An 18,413-nucleotide genomic window follows, 5' to 3' on the forward strand; every position below is an offset into this window, starting at 1 on the left:
TTCAAAGATAGGATTTTTGTTATTTAATCGAGTTAATAATATCATATTTTGTGATGATATGATATTTTCCGTTTTCTAATTCTATTAAAACAGCTTGATTATCCTTTGTAATTAACTTCGAAACTTCTTCGATAGATGTTCCTGCTTTAACAACTGGATAAGGTTTTCCCATGATTTCGTGGACAGGTTTTTCAGCAACATTTCTATCTTCTAAAAATGCTTGAAACAAATCTGATTCATCCAAAGAACCAACAATTCCATTCACGTCCATTACTGGAATTTGAGAAATTTTGAAACGACGCATACGATCAATCGCATGAGAAGCCAATTCCTCTGTACGAACCGTTACCAAAGGTTTATCAACATGTTCTTTAATCAAATCTACAGCCGTTTTGATTTCTTCGTCCAAATATCCTCTATCACGCATCCAATCATCATTAAAGATTTTTCCTACATAACGAGAACCTGAATCGTGGAATAAAACCACTACAACATCATCTGGACCAAATTCATCTTTCATTTGCAACAATCCTTTGATCGCAGATCCCGAAGACATTCCAACAAACAAACCTTCTTCTAAAGCTAAACGACGCGTATAAACCGCTGCATCTTTATCAGTCACTTTTGTAAATCCATCAATGATATCAAAATCTACATTTTCTGGTAAAATATCTTCACCAATTCCTTCTGTTACATAAGAATACACTTCATTTTCGTCGAAAATTCCAGTTTCTTTATATTTTTTGAAAACTGATCCATACGTATCAACTCCCCAAATTTTAATGTTAGGATTTTTTTCTTTTAAGTATTTTCCAACACCTGAAATTGTTCCTCCAGTTCCAACTCCAACAATAAAATGCGTTACTTTTCCTTCTGTTTGTTCCCAAATTTCCGGTCCAGTTTGCTCATAATTCGCTTGTGCATTCGATGGATTATCGTACTGATTTACATACCAACCATTCGGCGTTTCTTGTGCCAAACGTTTCGAAACTGAATAATAAGAACGTGGATCATCTGGTTCAACATCTGTAGGACAAACGACAACTTTTGCACCAACAGCGCGCAAAATATCCATTTTCTCTTTCGATTGTTTATCTGTAATCACACAAATTAATTTGTAACCTTTGATCACAGCTGCCAAAGCTAACCCCATTCCTGTGTTACCAGAAGTACCTTCGATAATTGTACCTCCAGGAACTAAACGACCATCTTTTTCGGCATCTTCGACCATTTTCAACGCCATACGATCTTTACAAGAATGACCAGGGTTAAAATATTCAACTTTTGCTAAAACTGTACATGGTAAATCCTTTGTAATCTTATTAATTTTAACCAAAGGTGTATTCCCAATCGTTTCTAATATATTGTTTGCGTATTTCATTTTTTTCTAACTTTTAAATTAAAACATTAAATTTTATCTAAAATTAATCGCTTTTGCAGGTGTAATTTTAGATATCATATACGATGGCAAAAGTAATACAATTGCACAAACTAATAACGCTCCTGCATTCAATAAAACAATTGTGCCAAAATCTAAATAGACTGGAGCTGTTGATAAATAATAGTTTTCTGCCGGAAGTTTGATAATTCCGAAATATTTCTGAATTAATAATAATCCAAGTCCAATTGCATTTCCAGCAATTAATCCTGGCAACATAATAAATAATGCGTAATTGATGAATAATTTTCGGATTCGCCAATTTGTCGCACCAAATGCTTTTAAAATCCCGATTGAATGTGTTCGTTCTAAAATTAAAATCAATAAAACCATTACCATATTAATTACCACAACAAATAGCATGATAAAAAGAATAATGACAATATTTTTATCAAAAATAGAAATCCAATCATTAATCTGAGCAAAAGATGCTGTTGCTGATTCTGCATATAAATTATACGGAATATTTTCTTGCACACGTTTTGCAACTGGATCTATATTTTCGACATCATTTACAAATAATTCAAATCCACCAACAGTTGTCGAATCCCAACGATTAAGACGTTGTACATGCTTGATATCACCAAACATAATTTGATCGTCAAAATTTTTGATGTCTGTTTTGAACAATCCAGAAATGGTAAATCGACGATAAATTGGTTTGGTATCTTCTTGAATAAAATACATCACAAACGAACTATCCACATCTAATTTCATTTCGTCCGCAATCTTTTTCGATAATAAAACCTCATCCATAATCGAATCTTTATTGATTCGTGGAAAATGTCCTTTTACCATAAATTTCTCGAAACGAACCGAATCATAATCTGTTCCAACTCCTTTGAACACAACTCCACTAAAGTTTTCATCCGTTCGGATAACACCACTTTTATTGGCAATTGCTTGTACATGTTCTATTTCTGGAATTGATTTAAACTTTGGATAAAAAGCTTGATGAAGTGATAATGAATCAGAGTTTAATGACGTATTACTATTGTAGTTTCTAATCGTAATATGACCATTAAAATCGGCCAACTTTTCTTTGATCGCTTTTCTTGCTCCAACACCAGTCGAAATCGTCACCAAAGAAACAATCAACCCTAATGCTACCGCAATTTGACCTACTCGAATAATAATACTCGATAAGTTATTTTTAGTATTTTTACCAAGCGCAATTTTTTTTGAAAACCACCAAGAAAAACTCAAATTATATATTTTTTATAAGATTAAAACTAACTTTAGGCTTTAAATTCGCCTAAATTCAAATGATTCAAAACGAAATGAAAAACTTTGTCAAATATACATCAATTGGTTTACTTAGTTCAGTTATTTTTTTCGGCTTTTCTACTCCAATTTTAGCTCAAAATAATACATCAAAAACGATAGATAATCATTCAACTATTTTTGTTGGAGCAGAAAATACAGCTAACTATCTTTCGAAATTAAAGGGTAAAAAAGTTGGATTAATTTCGAACCAAACAGGAATTGCAACCATTAATGGAACAACGATGCATACAGTTGATTTGTTACTAAAACATAAAATCAATGTGGTTAAACTTTATTCGCCAGAACACGGTTTTCGTGGAGATGCTGATGCTGGTGCAAAAGTAAAATCTGGTGTTGATACAAAAACTAACTTGCCAATTATTTCGCTTTATGGTGACAATAAAAAACCGAAAGCAAATCAGATTGCTGATGTAGATGTTTTGGTTTTTGATATGCAAGATGTTGGCGCACGTTTTTACACATACATTTCTACTTTGCATTATGTTTTGGAGGCTGCGGCTGAAAATGGCAAGAAAGTAATTGTGTTGGACAGACCAAATCCGAATGGACATTATGTGGACGGACCTGTAATGAAAAACGAGTACAAATCATTTGTTGGAATGCACAATGTTCCGATTGTTTATGGAATGACGATTGGCGAATATGCGCAAATGATCAACGGTGAAGGTTGGTTAGCAAATGGTATAAAAGCAGATTTGGAAATTATTTCATTGATCAATTATACCCATCAATCCAAGTACAATTTACCAGTAAAACCATCACCAAATTTACCAAATGCTCACGCGATAAATTTATATCCAAGCACCTGTTTGTTTGAAGGAACAAACGTTAACGAAGGTCGTGGAACAGATATTCAATTTCAGGTTTATGGTTCGCCATTCCTAAAAAATATGCCTTATCAATATACGCCAATTTCAAAACCTGGTGCTACAAGTCCAAAATTTAAAGATGAAGTTTGTTATGGTGAGGATTTATCGGATGTTCCGTATCAATCTTCCATCAATTTGAAATGGTTAATCAATGCATATAAAAACAATACGAAGCAACCTTTTTGGACCATGAATGGTAAAAAATTGTGGATTGATCAACTTTTTGGAACTGATGAATTGCGCAAACAAATAGAAGCAGGTTTATCAGAAGAAGAAATAAAAGCAACTTGGCAAAAAGATTTAGAAGCTTTCAAGAAGATAAGAGCAAAATATTTGATTTATAATTAAATTAATGCAAGTTAAAAGAAGCGTTCTTCAAAAACTGTCTACAAATGAATTAAATTCTTACATCAAAGATGATTCTAGATTTGTTCCTGAAGCAATAGAAATGGCTTTCGAAATTTTAAAAAATGAACGAAATGTTCAGTTTTCTGAAATCGAAACAACTCGAATTAAAAATTTAATTTCATCTAAAATTATTTATCACGAAAAAGAAGAAAAGAAGAATTCTTTCGAGCCAAATTTAGTTGAAGATATTGAAGAAAATAATGAGGTTCCGAAACTTCATACTATAACTGAAATTGTTTTTCATTCAAGCGTATTTTTTTCTTTTATTGGAGCTGTATTATTGTATAAAAATCTAAAAAAAATTAAAGACATAATACGCTTTCATTATGTTATTTTAGCTCTTTTTAGCCTTTCGATGTTAGTTTTTGATTATTATTTATACGAATATATTGTTAATCATCAAGAAGAATTATCACATATTAAATACAAACGTTTTGGTAATTTCGGGATATTTATAACAATTCGTGGAATAGCAAATTTGATTCTTATTAGCTTGATATGGAATTACTTTTTTGGAAAAGATTTTAAGTATAGAGAATTAAAATAATAAAAAAACGGAAGTCAAATTTGACTTCCGTTTTTATGTTTTAGAATGATTATTTTTCTCCGACAACCACAGAAATAGATTCACCCAATTCTTTTACTTTTTCATATAATTTTGTAGAACCTTTTTCAAACTCTATCGAAATTTTTCCTTCACGAGCCTTTATTTCTAAAGATTCTCCTTCTCTCCAAACATAGTTTTTTCCTTCAGTCGTTGGCTTTCCAAAAGATTTCTCTATTTCATTTATTGCAGCTTTAGATTTTGGTTTATCAAAAATTGCCGAATACGAATAAACTTCGTTGCTATCGCTCACATTTATCGAAACTGTAGAATGAGTTGTTGTCCCCGATGTTTTTGTTTTCGTGACCGCAGTTGCAGTCTGGGCTTGACAAGTAAAAGCTGTTATCAAAATAGCTCCAATTAATAGTATCTTTTTCATATTTTTATTTTTTATAAAATTCTGAAAAAGATTAATTTGCGTAGGTTAATGAACGGTTAACGAAGCGTTAACACAAAAAAAGCTACAAAATAATTGTAGCTCATTTTTTACGTATTCGTATTATTTATATTTTTTGTCGCAAGAATTTTGTCTCCAAGATTTTTAATTTTATCCACAACTTCTTGATTATCGGTACTTTTTTGAATCTCCATTTTAAGCGAATTATCATTCAAAATAATTTCAAAACTTCCTCGTCCAGTCCAGATATAACCAGAGTCCTCCAAAACTCCTTCGCCAAATTCTTTCTCGATTGTTTTCTTTATAATGTCTTTTTTATCCGAATTAAAAGTTCCTTTCATCGAGTAATAAGACTCCGTATTATTAGCTCTCAATTGTGCAAAAACTGCAAACGTTGATAACAATAAGAACAAGCTTAAATATTTTTTCATATTAATTTATTTAGGTTTATCGATTAAATATCACAAAAAATAAATTAATAGTCGTTTATTAAATACTTAAATTAATAATTCAATGCTTTTGTAATCGTTGTTCCTAATTCTTTTATTTGCTGATAAACGCTTTCTGTATCGCTACTTTTTACAAGATTTATTTTTAACTGATAATCTGACAAGATAATTTCATAACTTCCATTTCGATTCCAAACCAAATTTCCTCCACTCAAATTTCCTTTTCCGAATTGCGTTTCAATCAACTCTTTTACCATATCATTTTGTTGCGGACGAAAAACTGCTTTGTATGTATACGACAACGGATTGTCATTCAACGCATAATTTTTGGTTGTAATCAATGTATTTTTTGGTCCTGGATTGATAATAATTTCAGTTAATTCTTTCTCCAAATTCATAAATTGTTGATAAAATGAATCATCAGAATTATTTTTCATTAGAAAAAATTCTACTTGATCTTTCTTCAACGTGATATCATAATCTTCCGTTTTCCAACCAAAATTATCTGCTTTTAACGTTGGTTCTCCAAAATACTTCTCGATACTTTTCTTGATATTTGCTCGTTTATTCAACGTAAAAACTCCACGATACGAAAATGTATTTGCTTTGTCATTTACAACATAAAATTTCTCTGTAATCAAGCGATGTTTAAAAACGGGTTGACTGACAATTGTCGATAAATCCTTTCCTAATGCTTTTACTTTTTCATACAAAGCCTGATTATCATTGCTTTTTCCGAAGTTTATATTGACATCATTTTCTCGCACAACAATTTCATAACTTCCGTTATAATTCCAAACCAAATCGTTTTTGTTTACTTTTGGCGCTTTAAATTCAGACGAAATTCGATTGATAATTGCTTCTTTGGAACCCGAATCGAAAACCGCTTTGTACGTATAAGAAACTTGCGAATCGTTCTCTATAAATGATTTATTGTAATTTGTTTGAGCTGTGGCAAAAAGAGAAAATGATAAAGAAATTAAAAATAAATATTTTTTCATTTAAGGTTTATTATTAAATGATAAATATCTAAAATTTTCAGCAGAAAAACATCTTATAATTCGTTTAATATTTCAATTGTTAAAAATTCTCCTGTCATCGAATCAAAAGAAAATAAACAATTTAAACGACTATAATCATTTGCCAAACGATTTGGATCATTATTAATAATCCTTTGATAATCATTACTTTTACGAACTTGTGTTTCATCAACATTTCGATTCAAATCAAAAATATTTTGACCTTCGTATACCTTACAAATTGGATTTGGAGAAAGATAAAATTTAATCGAAACAATCATTTCATCAACAATTTTCACCGAAATTCCATGCTGTTTGTACAACACAATTTTTCCTTGAGGAATATTTTGCTCTGAAATATCAGATTCAAATTCAGTTTGAAATGATTGAAATAATTTGTCATTCATCGATTTTCCGATCAAAGAAAAATACTGATTTGGATTGGCTTGAAATAAGTTTGTCATATTTTATAGAATTGATTTCATAAAAAAACCTTTCCAAAAATAGAAAGGTTTTGATTAATTATTGATTTAAAAATCTTAGTTTTCTTTCAAATAAACTCCGTCAGCCTCAAAATTATATTGCAACTGAGGTTTTGTAATTTTCGCAATTTCTTCTTTCGATTGTCCTGCATCTTCTGCATAATGGCGCAATTTCTCAACAGAAATTTCATTTACAAAAGCTTTTCCGTGCACGACAACATTCGCTTTTTCACCATCTAAAGGCATAAAAAAACCATAATCTTTGAAACGCACAAACGACTGTTCTTCGCCTTTTCCAAGATCAACTTTCATCCAACAACCTTTCTTTTTGCAAACAGATTCTATCGTCGAAACAAACTGAACATTTTCCAAAGAATCACCACTTTTCATGTTATCGTATAACTTTCCAAGTTCGTTTTTCGTCAATGTATTTTTGATATCAAACGATTCTCCATACACTTGATACGCATATAAATCGTCTATTTTTGCCGTTCCGTTATCTAAAATTTTTGATTGAGATTTAGAAGCTTTTTCAGTTTTAACCTTGGTATCTTTTTTCGTTTGAGCATTAGTTGTCAAAGCAAAAGATGTTAAGGCACAAAAAGTTAATATATATTTTTTCATATTAATTTTATTTAGTTCAAATTTAAATAATTATCCATCAATAATTTAATATTTGGATAAGAATTTTCTAATAACTCAGGAATTTCATTCTCTTTTTTCCATTCAACCGACTCAATTCCTTCTTCAGTTTGTGGCAAAGGCAATTCAACACCGTCATAAAAAACTTCGAACCAAAATGTTTCTTTGATAATATATTCTCTCAAAAAATAAATGTGAAAAGTTGGCATTAAAAATCGTTTCAACTCCAAATTTGTCAAACTACATTCTTCTTCAATTTCGCGAATTGCAGATTGTTCTCTCGATTCTCCTTTCTCCATTTTACCTTTTGGCAAATCCCATTTTCCAAGTCTAAAAATGAACAAATAATCGTCTTGCGGATTACGAACAATTCCGCCCGCAGCTTGTATATGTTTGTAATATTTTAAGAATTTCGTCCAAACATCATCAATATCTTCACTAAAAATATTGACTAAAGTTGCTGCTTTTGATGATAATAAATGAAAAGATTCATCAAATTGAGCTTCATTTTGAAACAAAATATTTTTTGCTTCTGGATTAGATTGGTTGCTGAAAGTTAACAAACTTTCATTAAAAAAAACTTTGTACATTTGAACGATTTGTTACAAATTTATAAAAAAACTCACAAGGATATGAAGGTAAATACAAATAAAGTCCGTTTTGCAAAAAATCAACAAGAAGCATACACTTTTTTGTTGGATATGAAGAATTATGAGCAATTGATGCCAGAGGATACAAAATCGTTTGAAATTCACGAATCTGGAAAAGGATTTACGGTTGGTGTTGGTGCTTTACCAAAGGTTGGAATGCGTTTGAAAGAGACAGTTGAGCCATCGAAAATTGTTTTCGAATCTCCTGCACCTGCTTTTGAATATACTTTGACAATTTCTATTGATGCTGTTGATGAGAATTCGTCTGATGTTACGTTAGATTTTGATGGAAATTTCAATATGATGATCGAAATGATGGCAAAAAAACCATTAACATCTTTCATTGAAACTATTGCAGAAAATTTAGGAAAAATAGGCTAAGACTATTTTTCGATAAATAAAATTCCTAAAACTGTTAAATAAACTTTATATTTTAAAGTTATTTAGCAGTTTTTTTATCTAAATTATTTTTTATGAAACACTTTTATTCAAAAATAATTCTCCTACTCTTTTTTACTTTTACACTAAATAGTTTTTTATTTGGTCAATATATTCTGGTAGATACATCTTTATCGAAAGAAGAATTAATTGATAAATTTATTGGAACAAACACAGGTTGTATTACTATTTCTAATATTAATATTTCTGGATACAATAGATCTTATGATGAAATAAGCTATGGTTATTTTACAAAAGGAACTAGTAATTTTGATCTTTCCGAAGGAATTATTTTATCTACTGGAAAAGCAAAAGCTGCTGAAGGTCCAAATGCTACTTTACAAAGTTTTTATGGAATTAATTGGGGAGGAGATCAAGACTTAATTGATATTTTGATACAATCTAATTTACCTCATGACAAAATTTTAAATGCTACATCTCTCGAATTTGATTTTGTATCAAACCTTACAACAGATCAAATTAGTTTCGAGTACATGTTTCTTTCAGAAGAATATCGAATTGATAATTGTGATTATTCTGATGCTTTTGCCTTCTTAATCAAAAAAGCAGATAATTCTGAACCTTATCAAAACATTGCATTAATTCCAAATACAACTATTCCTGTAACAACTAAAACAATTAATGGAGCAGATAGATGTAAAAGTTTCCAAGAATATTTTGGAGGGTTTAATTCTAGGAATAGTCCAACAAATTTCAATGGACAAACAAAAGTTTTGAAAGCAAATGCACAAATTGTAGCAGGCGTAAAATACCACATAAAATTGGTAATTGCTGACCATGGAGATAGTTATGGCCTTTATGATTCTGCTGTTTTCTTGAAAGCTGGAAGTTTTGTAGGATCAAAAAGTTTAGGTTCTGATGTTGTATTATGTCCTGGAAAATCTGAAACAATAGATGCGACAACTACAAATGCTACAGCTTATAAATGGTACAAAGATGGTGTGGAAATTAGTGGTGAAACAAATGCAACATTAGTGGTAAATGAAACAGGTTATTACGAAGTAGAAATCACATTGAATACTGGTTGTTCTTTGAAAGGTCATATTAATGTTTCTGTACAAGAAGAACCGCAAATTTATCAAGATCGTTTTTCTATTTGTGATGATGATTTAGATGGAAAAACACAAATAAATTTAGACGAATATACTGATCGAATTGTAGAAGATTATTATTCTGCTCATCAAGTGAAATATTTTGATACCGAACAAGATGCTAAAGATAATATTTCTGCAGGAATAACGAATTTTGAACTAAATGGAATTCAGACATCTAAAGAAGTTTGGATTCGTGTTCAAATCGGGACTTGTGATCCAGTTATAAAAAAAATTACTTTTACATTAAATAATCTAAGTATTGCAAACATAATTCCTCCAATAGAAATTTGTGACGAGGATTTAAGTAACGATGAAGAAATTGTTTTATCCGATTATATTGATGACTTGATTACGAATATATACGGATCTCCAACTTATTATTTAAGCGAAGCTGATGCAAAAAATAGTCGAAATGCAATCAGCGCGACACAAATAATAAATTCAGATCAAACATTTTGGGTAAGATTTAAACAAAATGGTTTATGCGAAAATGTTGCTCCAATTCATTTTATTTTCAAACAATCTGGAAAATCATCAACCTTAAAAGATGTTACAATTTGCAAAGGAACAACGACTACTTTGGATGCAAGTACAGGATTTGACACTTACGAATGGTTGCATAATGGTAATAAAAATCAATCTATTACAAATGTTTCTGTTGGAACTTATTATGTAAAATTAGGATTAAATGGTTGTTTTTATACCCAAGAAGTAAAAGTTATTGAAGCCGAAGATCCAATTATTCAATCCATCGAAATTCAAGGTTCTACGGTGACTATAAAAGTTACTGGATCTACACCGCCATATCTGTATTCGTTGGATAATGGTGCTTTTCAATCTTCAAATATTTTCACAAATGTAACTTTAGGAATTCATACAGTTTATGTAAAATCTGCGGCTAATTGTACGCCTATTTCGAAAGAATTTTCGCTGATTAAACTAATCAATTTTATTTCTCCAAATGGTGATGGTAAAAATGATGTGTTGGATTATTCTCAATTAAAAAGTAAAATCAATCCGAAATTTGTCATTTATAATCGAAAAGGAAAATTATTATTTACAGGTTCTGAAGCTAATAATTATACATGGGATGGAAAACTGAATGGGCAAACACTTCCTTCTGATAGTTATTGGTATATTATCGAATGGACTGAACCAAATTCAACTCAAATCCAAAAATTTGAAGATTGGATTTTATTAAAAAGTACTTATTAATGGATAATTGGATAAATTTCCCAAAAAAGGATTTGGAGCTCGAAATTTATTTTTCGGAACAAAATATGGAAGACGAAACTTTATTATTTTGGAATGAAATTAAAATCTCTCCTGAAATATGGAAATGTAATGATGTTATTGAGGATAATTTTTGGGTCGTTGCTTTATGTGAAAATTATTTGATTTGGTACAATGATATCGAAGAAGGTTTTAATGTTTCGAGATTCAAAATTAAGGGCGAAATAATAGAATATAACGCTTCTAAAAATGAATTAGATTTAGCAATTGAAACTTTAAAAAATATAATCAATAAAAAAGGAACATCAAATTGATGTTCCTTTTTATTATTAATAGAATTTGTTATTATAAACCTCTCATTCTTAAAACTGGGTTCAAATACACTCCTCCACAAGCATCCAATTTTACTTGTAAAGCTAATCGATCTGTAGATTCGCAAGCCATTCCGCTCCCACTATCATATTTACGAGCAACATAATATGTTGTACCGCTTGAAACAATAGTTGTTAAAGGCAATGGTGTAGTTGCTGAATCTGAATTATACCATACTAAAGTAGATCCTGGTAATTGAATATCTCCCAATGTAACAACTTTATTTTTACAGAATTTATCATCAGATAATTCTGTTGGTTTAGTTGGTGTGGGATTGATAATAATTTGATCTGTAATCACACAAGAACCTGCTGTAGTTGGATCATAATTAATTTCTAATTTATATGTTCCATAACCATATAATGACAAATCAATATTTCGAGTAGTGGCAATAAGTATTGATGGGTCTGCATTGTTACCTGTTAACTTATACCACTTATATGTTGTAAATGCGTTTGGATAAAATCCGTCTGCTGACAAGAACGAAGAAGTCGTTAAATCTCTACATGCTGATACAGCTCCAAAACCATAAGTCGAGTCATCTTGAGTTTTATCAAGAAAAGTTACGTAACTTGTATTATTTCCTCCATTTGTACTATAAGTTCCAAAAACTAAAATTTGATAACTAGAATTTGCATCAATATCTTTAACAGTCAAATAATCAAAATTAGTAGGACCACTTGTTATCGTAAATTTAGCTCTAGTTCCAGCTACAGAAGATACAATAGAACGTGTCACATCACAAGCTGTTCCACTTAAATTAGCTTGTTGAGTAACTTTTAGTTCTTTTCCTGCGGCAATAGAAATTTTGTTACTTAAAGAGTTTAAAACCTCTGTTGTGATATTTGAATTTGCATTAAATGTTACACCTCTTGTTGTAATACTTTTAAAGACTAATGCTGCAGTTGTAGGTCCTAGAATTGTATTTGTAGATGCTCTAGCATCAATAAATTCTAACATAGCAGTATTAAAAGCTGTTGTGCTATTTATTGGATTAAAATAGTTAAAACTTGAAGATGAATTTGAACACAACTTAATTATAGCATTATCTGCAGTAACTAAAAAACTTGGAGATTGACTATCAAAACTATTCGTTAAATTAACTTTCGAATTATTGATATTTAATTTACCTGAAGCAATTGGTGCTGCAGTTGCAGCAGTAATATTTGCTAAATTCATTGTAATATTTGAAGCATCAATATCTGAAGTTCCTATAAAATATAAATTATTACTTGTACTTTTATAATCATCAACTAATTTATAATAAGATTCGTCCTGAAAGTTGATACGCATTTTAAGATCTGTCCCTCTTAACTGTATTTTATGTCTTGCTGTACCATCATAAGTAGCATCGGTTTGTTTACCAGAAGTAAGAATACGATTAAATCCTGTAATTATATTATTGTTTAAATACATTGAACCTGATAAATAAATATCTTTAGATCCAATTCCTTTCAGAGACATTCCGGCAGGCGAATCATTTTCAAAAATGATATTATTGATATAAATATCATTGTTAATCGCTACTTCATTTCCTTTCGCGTTTGAATATGATTTGAAATGAGCATTATCAAATTTTGTTGGAGAACATGAAGACGTATTTGCTGTACCATTTGCATTTGTAGTCCAATTGATTGAGTTATGCCACTCATTTGTTGAAGAAGTACTTCCTATCCAATATAAATTTGTAGGAGTCGCAGGATTAATAGATGTATAACCTGTCGAATTTGTTACACTTCCTGATATATTAATGCTATAACCAGCATTCTTCGTAAAATCAATTTTTCGCACATCATAACCTTTTAAAGTTAAAACATTTGGCGTATTTGTTTCATCTGTTACAGTTGATGCGACCTTAAAATTAACATTATATGTTTGTCCATCTAAGATTGTAACCAATTGACATGTTCCTGTATTAATCGTCTGATATTTATCAATAATATTTATTCGATATCCACTATCAAAAGCAATTAAATTACCTGCGTATACTTTCAATTCATTAATATTAACTTGGTTTGCGGCTGTCGAAAAAATACCTGCACCTTCAGTTCTAAAAGTCGCATTTGGCTCTAATTCTATATAACTAGCATCAAAGACACCTGATATTGTTTGACCTATAGTACTATTCGAGTTTTTTAATATAATTTTATTATACTTCAACTTATTATCGATCGTATAATCATTAGTATCACCAGCAGCATTAAAACTTTGATATATATTAAACGTACTAGAACCAGCATTTAACGTAAACTGTCCAGCAGGGTTAGTGGTATTTACATTATTATACGTCCAATATTTTGTATTGACAATACTATTATTTAAATACAAATTCGTTTTAAAAGAAGAACCTTTTGCTATTGTTCCATTGAAATCATTAAAATTTACTGTTGCTGCATCAAATATTAATGATCCATTCTCTAAGACAAATGTATTTCTATTTGCATCTGCAAAATTATAATAAGAAAAATCTGCACCTTTTAAACTTAATGCTCCTCCACCAGTTACAACTAATCTATCTCTATTTGAAGTAGAGCCTTTTAATATTCCATTATTTAATGTAATTGTTTCAGGAGAATTAATATTAGTCGACTTAGGAACAAAATACAAGTTTCTAATACTTAGTGTAGCTCCTACTTGTAATTGTAAAGAACCTCGTATTGTAAATGCATCACTTGCTAAACTAAAAATTTCAAATGTTTTCCCTATAAAATCTGGTAAAACAGTGAAGTTATGAATATCAATTACTCGATCAATATCTATTCTTCCTGAAATAGTAGAATTTGCATTAAAATATACATTATCATTTGAAGATGGTAAAGTAGCAACAGGTGATTGTATTGATCCACTAGAACTCCAGTTAGCTAAATTTGTCCATGTTTTTCCATCACCTTTTCCTCCCCAATAATAATCTATAGCAACTCCACTAGTCACATTTATATTTTTATTCAAATTTTCTAAAACTGAATTAGTAAATGTGACTACATTCTTAGAATAAATACCATTTGCAATCATATTACTGTACGCAGGCATTGAAGTTGTAGGTATATCTAAATGAGCTAAAGTATTATCTTTTGATAAATATGATTTAAACTTTGTAGTTCCTGAAGATAAAGGATTAAAATTAAGATTTGTCACCTTTACATTAGGATTTATACTTGGTGTTGTCTGTGTAGAAGTTCCATAAAATCGATACTCATATCCTTTGTCAATTGTTAAATTAGTCACTAATAAATTAGCCGTATCAAAATATGTACTCGTATTTTTTATCGTTAAATCTGTAATGGTTAATTTATTATTGTTAATAATACTAGAAACTCTCGTTGAATAATTATTAGCATTATCGATGATTACTTTTGGTAAAGTTAAATCTGTTTTTTCTATAGTTAATCCATAATAATATGTAGATATAGATGTATTATGATTCATACTACCAGTAGGGTCATATCCTCCTCCATGAATATATATAGTTGAGTTGGTTAAATCTGATTTTGCTGTACTAAAATCCACAAACCATAAAGATTCTATATTTAAAGTAGTTCCTGCTAATTTAATTCCACTGTTACTGTTCAATACTTTTAACATTCCTGCAGAATCTTCATTATTGTTAGCGTATTTCTTTAAGATAATTGACCGATTCGATAAGTCTAACGTTGTTCCATTATCTACAATAATAGACATTGCATTAAAGTTATTTGTAATAACAATGTTAGTTCCTGAATTGAAAACTAAATAAACAGCAAGTTCATTATTATTCAATATTGGATTATTCTTAAGAATTAAAGATCCAACATAACTAATATCACCTGAAGAACTACTAGAAAAACTAGCTCGAGATGATAAATTCATTACTCCATTAACAGTTAACGTTTTTGCTGATCCACCAGGAGCTGTTAATCTAAATGCAAAATCATTTGTAGTAGAATTAGATGTAAAATTATTAAAAACAATATTTGATTGACTAAAATCAACATTAAACTTTGTTGCTCCATCTGTAAAAAAAACATTATCACTAGCGCCCGGAGCTACTGTAGGTGTCCCTCCATTTACACTTCCTAAAGCCCAGTTTTGTAAAGAATTATAATTACTATTTGAGCCTTTACCTGTCCAATAAAAATCAGCTGCGAATGCTTTCGTACTAAATATACTTAGTACAAAAACAAAAAATAAATAGATTTTTTTCATATCCTATTTATTAATTTCTAACCTTAAAAACTACATTAATAAATGTCTTTTCTGTGATTGTTGGCTTAGCCGGAACAGTGTAAGTTAATTTGCCGTCAGTAGATAAATTTGGAGAAGTAAATACTGTTTCATCTATATAAGTGATAAAATAAGCTAATTGACCAACTGTGTAGGCAGTTAAAGGCGTATCTACATTTGAAGAATATTTTGGTGTGCCAAATTGATTTTTGTATTCCAAATATAAATCCACAGTATGTGCTCCGGGAGTTGTATCCAATGCAATACTTGGAGCATAAAAAACCATAGGCTTAGCTTCATTATCTGTATTCAAAACTCTATTCCATTTTGTTCCAGTCCAAAAATAAAAGCCTGGTGTTACATTATTTGGAGAAGTTCCTGTTGTCGATGTATTATATACAAACAATGATTCTGGAGCTGTAGACGTTCCTGTAATTGGTGCCAATGTCGTTGTAGATGTTAAAGCTACTCTTGGTAATAAAATTCCTTTTGTTGTAGAACTTGCATCTAAAATTGAATTCGTATCTGGCGTGAATGAAGTTGCAGAACTGATTCCAACTTGAGCAAATGAAGCTGTAGATAATAGCAAAGTTATAACACTTGCTAAAAGATAGATTTTTTTCATGGGTAAATAGATTAAAGACTGATTAATAAGCAAATGTAATTCAGTCTATTAAATCAAAAAATCACTAATTATAGTGATTTTTTGATTTAATAAATATTGACCCATAAAAAAACCAGAAGATTAACTTCTGGTTTTTTGTTATATATAATTTCAAATGATTAGCTCATTGATTTTTCGAAACGTTTACGATCTACTTCTTTTAAGTGAATTTTACGTAAACGGATGAAGTTTGGAGTTACCTCGATACATTCATCAGCTTGGATATATTCCATACATTCTTCCAAAGTCATTTCTGTTTTTGGAGCGATAGAAGATGAATCATCTTTACCAGCTGCACGAATATTATTTAATTTCTTAGCCTCAACTACGTTTACTACTAAGTCATTGTTACGAGAATGTTCTCCGATAATCATTCCTTCGTAAACTTCTTCACCTGGCTCGATAAAGAATTTTCCACGATCTTGTAATTTATCAATAGAATAAGGAGTTGATGTACCTTGATCTTTCGAAATAATTACACCTGCAGAACGACCAGCGATTGCTCCTTTGAATGGTTTGTATTCTAAGAAAGTGTGTGCCATTACAGCTTCACCAGCAGTAGAAGTTAACATTTGAGAACGTAATCCGATTAATCCACGAGATGGAATTTCGAACTCTAAGTGTTGCATTCCTTCTTTTGCTTCCATTACTAATAAACCACCTTTACGTTGAGTTACTAAGTCGATTGCTTTAGAAGAATAATCATCTGGAACATCAATTACTAATGTTTCGTAAGGCTCACATTTTACACCATCAATTTCTTTGAAGATTACTTGAGGCTGACCAACTGTCAACTCATAACCTTCGCGACGCATCGTTTCGATTAATACAGATAAGTGCATGATACCACGTCCGTAAACTAATTGTGTATTAGAATCTTCTGTTGGCTCTACACGTAAAGCTAAGTTACGCTCTAACTCATCTTCTAAACGCTCTACTAAGTGACGAGAAGTAACAAATTTACCGTCTTTACCAAAGAATGGAGAGTTGTTAATTCCGAAAGACATATTCATTGTAGGCTCATCGATGTGCATAACTGGTAATGCTTCTGGATTCTCTGGATCTGCAATTGTATCTCCAATTTGGAAACCATCGATACCAACAACAGCACAAATATCACCTGCTTTTACCTCAGTAGCTCTTACTTTACCTAAACCAGCAAATGTATATAATTCTTTGATTTTATGTTTTTTGAATGTTCCATCAGGTTTTGTTAAAGCAACCCAATCTCCTTCTTTAATAACACCACGACTTACTTTACCAACTGCAATACGTCCTAAGAATTTAGAATAATCTAAAGATGTAATTTGCATTTGTAAAGAACCTTCATAAGCTTCTGGAGCAGGAACATGTTCAAGAATACCATCCATTAATGGAGAAATATCGTCTACACGTACATTTTCTGTATTGAACCATCCTTGTTTAGATGAACCATAAAATGCAGGGAATTCCAATTGCTCTTCTGTTGCATCTAAGTTGAAGAATAATTCGAAAACTTTGTCATATACCTCATCAGGACGACAGTTTTCTTTATCAACTTTGTTAATTACAACTAATGGTTTCAATCCTAATTCTAATGCTTTACTCAAAACGAAACGCGTTTGAGGCATTGGTCCTTCGAAAGCATCAACTAATAAGATAACCCCATCAGCCATTTTCAATACACGCTCAACTTCTCCACCGAAATCCGCGTGGCCAGGAGTGTCAATCACATTGATTTTTACACCTTTGTAATCTACCGAAGCATTTTTAGAAAAGATCGTAATCCCTCTCTCACGCTCGATATCATTGTTATCCATGATTAATTCACCAGACTCTTGGTTTTCTCTAAAAACGTTTCCGCTGTGAAGAATTTTGTCAACCAATGTAGTTTTACCGTGGTCAACGTGTGCGATAATCGCAATATTTCTAATGTTTTGCATCCTTGAAAATTATGGGTGCAAATTTACGACAAATTTATTTTTTATTACTATACTTTTGATTTTATTTAATTTTAGCAATAATTAATTTAGAAAAATTTAATATTACTGAATACTTTTTACTAAAACGTTGATTTATTTGCAGATTGATTAATGAAAAACTAGTTTTTTCATTGAAAGATTTTAATGATTTCACTTATAATTCTTCATCATAATTACAAAAAACA

General features: G+C 30.5%; 16 protein-coding genes. 5 read left to right on the top strand and 11 right to left on the bottom strand.

Annotation, left to right across the window (positions count from 1 at the left end; genetic code table 11):
• Positions 1-19: 19 nt before the first annotated feature.
• Complete coding sequence (locus tag N5D90_RS11630; protein ID WP_280035549.1) at positions 20-1,381, bottom strand: pyridoxal-phosphate dependent enzyme; 1,362 nt, start codon at positions 1,379-1,381, stop codon at positions 20-22.
• A 33-nt stretch (positions 1,382-1,414) separates the two neighbouring features.
• Entirely contained in the window at positions 1,415-2,644 is a 1,230-nt protein-coding gene (locus tag N5D90_RS11635) for an ABC transporter permease (protein ID WP_280062536.1), read from the bottom strand.
• A 74-nt stretch (positions 2,645-2,718) separates the two neighbouring features.
• Between N5D90_RS11635 and N5D90_RS11640 the strand changes: the two genes are divergently transcribed.
• Together N5D90_RS11640 and N5D90_RS11645 are read left to right on the top strand one after the other, a co-directional pair.
• Entirely contained in the window at positions 2,719-3,942 is a 1,224-nt protein-coding gene (locus tag N5D90_RS11640; protein WP_280062537.1) for a DUF1343 domain-containing protein, read from the top strand.
• Between the two features lie 4 nt (positions 3,943-3,946).
• Positions 3,947-4,549, top strand: coding sequence for a hypothetical protein (locus N5D90_RS11645; RefSeq protein WP_038334516.1), 603 nt, complete (start codon positions 3,947-3,949; stop codon positions 4,547-4,549).
• A gap of 49 nt (positions 4,550-4,598) precedes the next feature.
• On the opposite strand, the gene N5D90_RS11650 is transcribed toward N5D90_RS11645, so the two are convergent.
• The 6 genes from N5D90_RS11650 to N5D90_RS11675 form a co-directional block, all read right to left on the bottom strand.
• Positions 4,599-4,985 carry a hypothetical protein gene (locus N5D90_RS11650; RefSeq protein ID WP_038334515.1) on the bottom strand — a complete coding sequence of 129 codons (387 nt, stop codon included), beginning with the start codon at positions 4,983-4,985 and terminating at the stop codon, positions 4,599-4,601.
• A gap of 107 nt (positions 4,986-5,092) precedes the next feature.
• Positions 5,093-5,434, bottom strand: coding sequence for a hypothetical protein (locus N5D90_RS11655; RefSeq protein WP_280062538.1), 342 nt, complete (start codon positions 5,432-5,434; stop codon positions 5,093-5,095).
• 71 nt (positions 5,435-5,505) lie between these two features.
• Positions 5,506-6,453, bottom strand: coding sequence for a hypothetical protein (locus tag N5D90_RS11660; protein WP_280062539.1), 948 nt, complete (start codon positions 6,451-6,453; stop codon positions 5,506-5,508).
• A 53-nt stretch (positions 6,454-6,506) separates the two neighbouring features.
• A complete protein-coding gene (locus N5D90_RS11665) occupies positions 6,507-6,935 on the bottom strand; it encodes a hypothetical protein (RefSeq protein ID WP_280062540.1) in 429 nt (142 codons plus the stop codon).
• Positions 6,936-7,010: 75 nt separating this feature from the next.
• Positions 7,011-7,577: a DUF4920 domain-containing protein gene (locus N5D90_RS11670; protein WP_280062541.1), complete on the bottom strand. Its 567-nt coding sequence runs from the start codon at positions 7,575-7,577 to the stop codon at positions 7,011-7,013.
• An 11-nt stretch (positions 7,578-7,588) separates the two neighbouring features.
• Complete coding sequence (locus tag N5D90_RS11675) at positions 7,589-8,185, bottom strand: NUDIX hydrolase (protein ID WP_280062542.1); 597 nt, start codon at positions 8,183-8,185, stop codon at positions 7,589-7,591.
• Between the two features lie 42 nt (positions 8,186-8,227).
• Between N5D90_RS11675 and N5D90_RS11680 the strand changes: the two genes are divergently transcribed.
• The 3 genes from N5D90_RS11680 to N5D90_RS11690 all read left to right on the top strand — a co-directional run bounded on the left by N5D90_RS11680 (position 8,228) and on the right by N5D90_RS11690 (position 11,345).
• Entirely contained in the window at positions 8,228-8,626 is a 399-nt protein-coding gene (locus N5D90_RS11680) for a hypothetical protein (RefSeq protein WP_038334509.1), read from the top strand.
• A 92-nt stretch (positions 8,627-8,718) separates the two neighbouring features.
• On the top strand, positions 8,719-11,013 hold the full coding sequence (locus tag N5D90_RS11685) for a choice-of-anchor L domain-containing protein (protein ID WP_280062543.1): 2,295 nt from the start codon (positions 8,719-8,721) through the stop codon (positions 11,011-11,013).
• A complete protein-coding gene (locus tag N5D90_RS11690; protein WP_280062544.1) occupies positions 11,013-11,345 on the top strand; it encodes a hypothetical protein in 333 nt (110 codons plus the stop codon). Before N5D90_RS11685 ends, N5D90_RS11690 begins: the two co-directional genes overlap by 1 nt.
• Before the next feature lie 31 nt (positions 11,346-11,376).
• Here N5D90_RS11690 and N5D90_RS11695 read toward each other — a convergent pair whose 3' ends face one another.
• From N5D90_RS11695 to typA, 3 genes are all read right to left on the bottom strand, one after another.
• A complete protein-coding gene (locus tag N5D90_RS11695) occupies positions 11,377-15,585 on the bottom strand; it encodes a hypothetical protein (protein WP_280062546.1) in 4,209 nt (1,402 codons plus the stop codon).
• Between the two features lie 10 nt (positions 15,586-15,595).
• Positions 15,596-16,228, bottom strand: a complete 633-nt coding sequence (locus N5D90_RS11700) for a hypothetical protein (RefSeq protein ID WP_115001378.1) — start codon at positions 16,226-16,228, stop codon at positions 15,596-15,598.
• Positions 16,229-16,386: 158 nt separating this feature from the next.
• Entirely contained in the window at positions 16,387-18,189 is a 1,803-nt protein-coding gene (gene typA, locus N5D90_RS11705; RefSeq protein ID WP_280062547.1) for a translational GTPase TypA, read from the bottom strand.
• Between the last annotated feature and the right edge of the window lie 224 nt (positions 18,190-18,413).

The organism is Empedobacter sp. GD03797 (assembly GCF_029842105.1).
Classification (GTDB): domain Bacteria; phylum Bacteroidota; class Bacteroidia; order Flavobacteriales; family Weeksellaceae; genus Empedobacter; species Empedobacter falsenii_C.

What these genes read in the sequence shown, in the direction of transcription:
- N5D90_RS11630 (WP_280035549.1), bottom strand. Translation starts at nt 1,381, where the DNA reads ATGAAATACGCAAACAATATATTAGAAACGATTGGGAATACACCTTTG.
- N5D90_RS11695 (WP_280062546.1), bottom strand. Translation starts at nt 15,585, where the DNA reads ATGAAAAAAATCTATTTATTTTTTGTTTTTGTACTAAGTATATTTAGT.
- N5D90_RS11665 (WP_280062540.1), bottom strand. Translation starts at nt 6,935, where the DNA reads ATGACAAACTTATTTCAAGCCAATCCAAATCAGTATTTTTCTTTGATC.
- N5D90_RS11680 (WP_038334509.1), top strand. Translation starts at nt 8,228, where the DNA reads ATGAAGGTAAATACAAATAAAGTCCGTTTTGCAAAAAATCAACAAGAA.
- N5D90_RS11655 (WP_280062538.1), bottom strand. Translation starts at nt 5,434, where the DNA reads ATGAAAAAATATTTAAGCTTGTTCTTATTGTTATCAACGTTTGCAGTT.
- typA (WP_280062547.1), bottom strand. Translation starts at nt 18,189, where the DNA reads ATGCAAAACATTAGAAATATTGCGATTATCGCACACGTTGACCACGGT.
- N5D90_RS11660 (WP_280062539.1), bottom strand. Translation starts at nt 6,453, where the DNA reads ATGAAAAAATATTTATTTTTAATTTCTTTATCATTTTCTCTTTTTGCC.
- N5D90_RS11690 (WP_280062544.1), top strand. Translation starts at nt 11,013, where the DNA reads ATGGATAATTGGATAAATTTCCCAAAAAAGGATTTGGAGCTCGAAATT.
- N5D90_RS11685 (WP_280062543.1), top strand. Translation starts at nt 8,719, where the DNA reads ATGAAACACTTTTATTCAAAAATAATTCTCCTACTCTTTTTTACTTTT.
- N5D90_RS11700 (WP_115001378.1), bottom strand. Translation starts at nt 16,228, where the DNA reads ATGAAAAAAATCTATCTTTTAGCAAGTGTTATAACTTTGCTATTATCT.
- N5D90_RS11675 (WP_280062542.1), bottom strand. Translation starts at nt 8,185, where the DNA reads ATGTACAAAGTTTTTTTTAATGAAAGTTTGTTAACTTTCAGCAACCAA.
- N5D90_RS11650 (WP_038334515.1), bottom strand. Translation starts at nt 4,985, where the DNA reads ATGAAAAAGATACTATTAATTGGAGCTATTTTGATAACAGCTTTTACT.
- N5D90_RS11670 (WP_280062541.1), bottom strand. Translation starts at nt 7,577, where the DNA reads ATGAAAAAATATATATTAACTTTTTGTGCCTTAACATCTTTTGCTTTG.
- N5D90_RS11645 (WP_038334516.1), top strand. Translation starts at nt 3,947, where the DNA reads ATGCAAGTTAAAAGAAGCGTTCTTCAAAAACTGTCTACAAATGAATTA.
- N5D90_RS11640 (WP_280062537.1), top strand. Translation starts at nt 2,719, where the DNA reads ATGAAAAACTTTGTCAAATATACATCAATTGGTTTACTTAGTTCAGTT.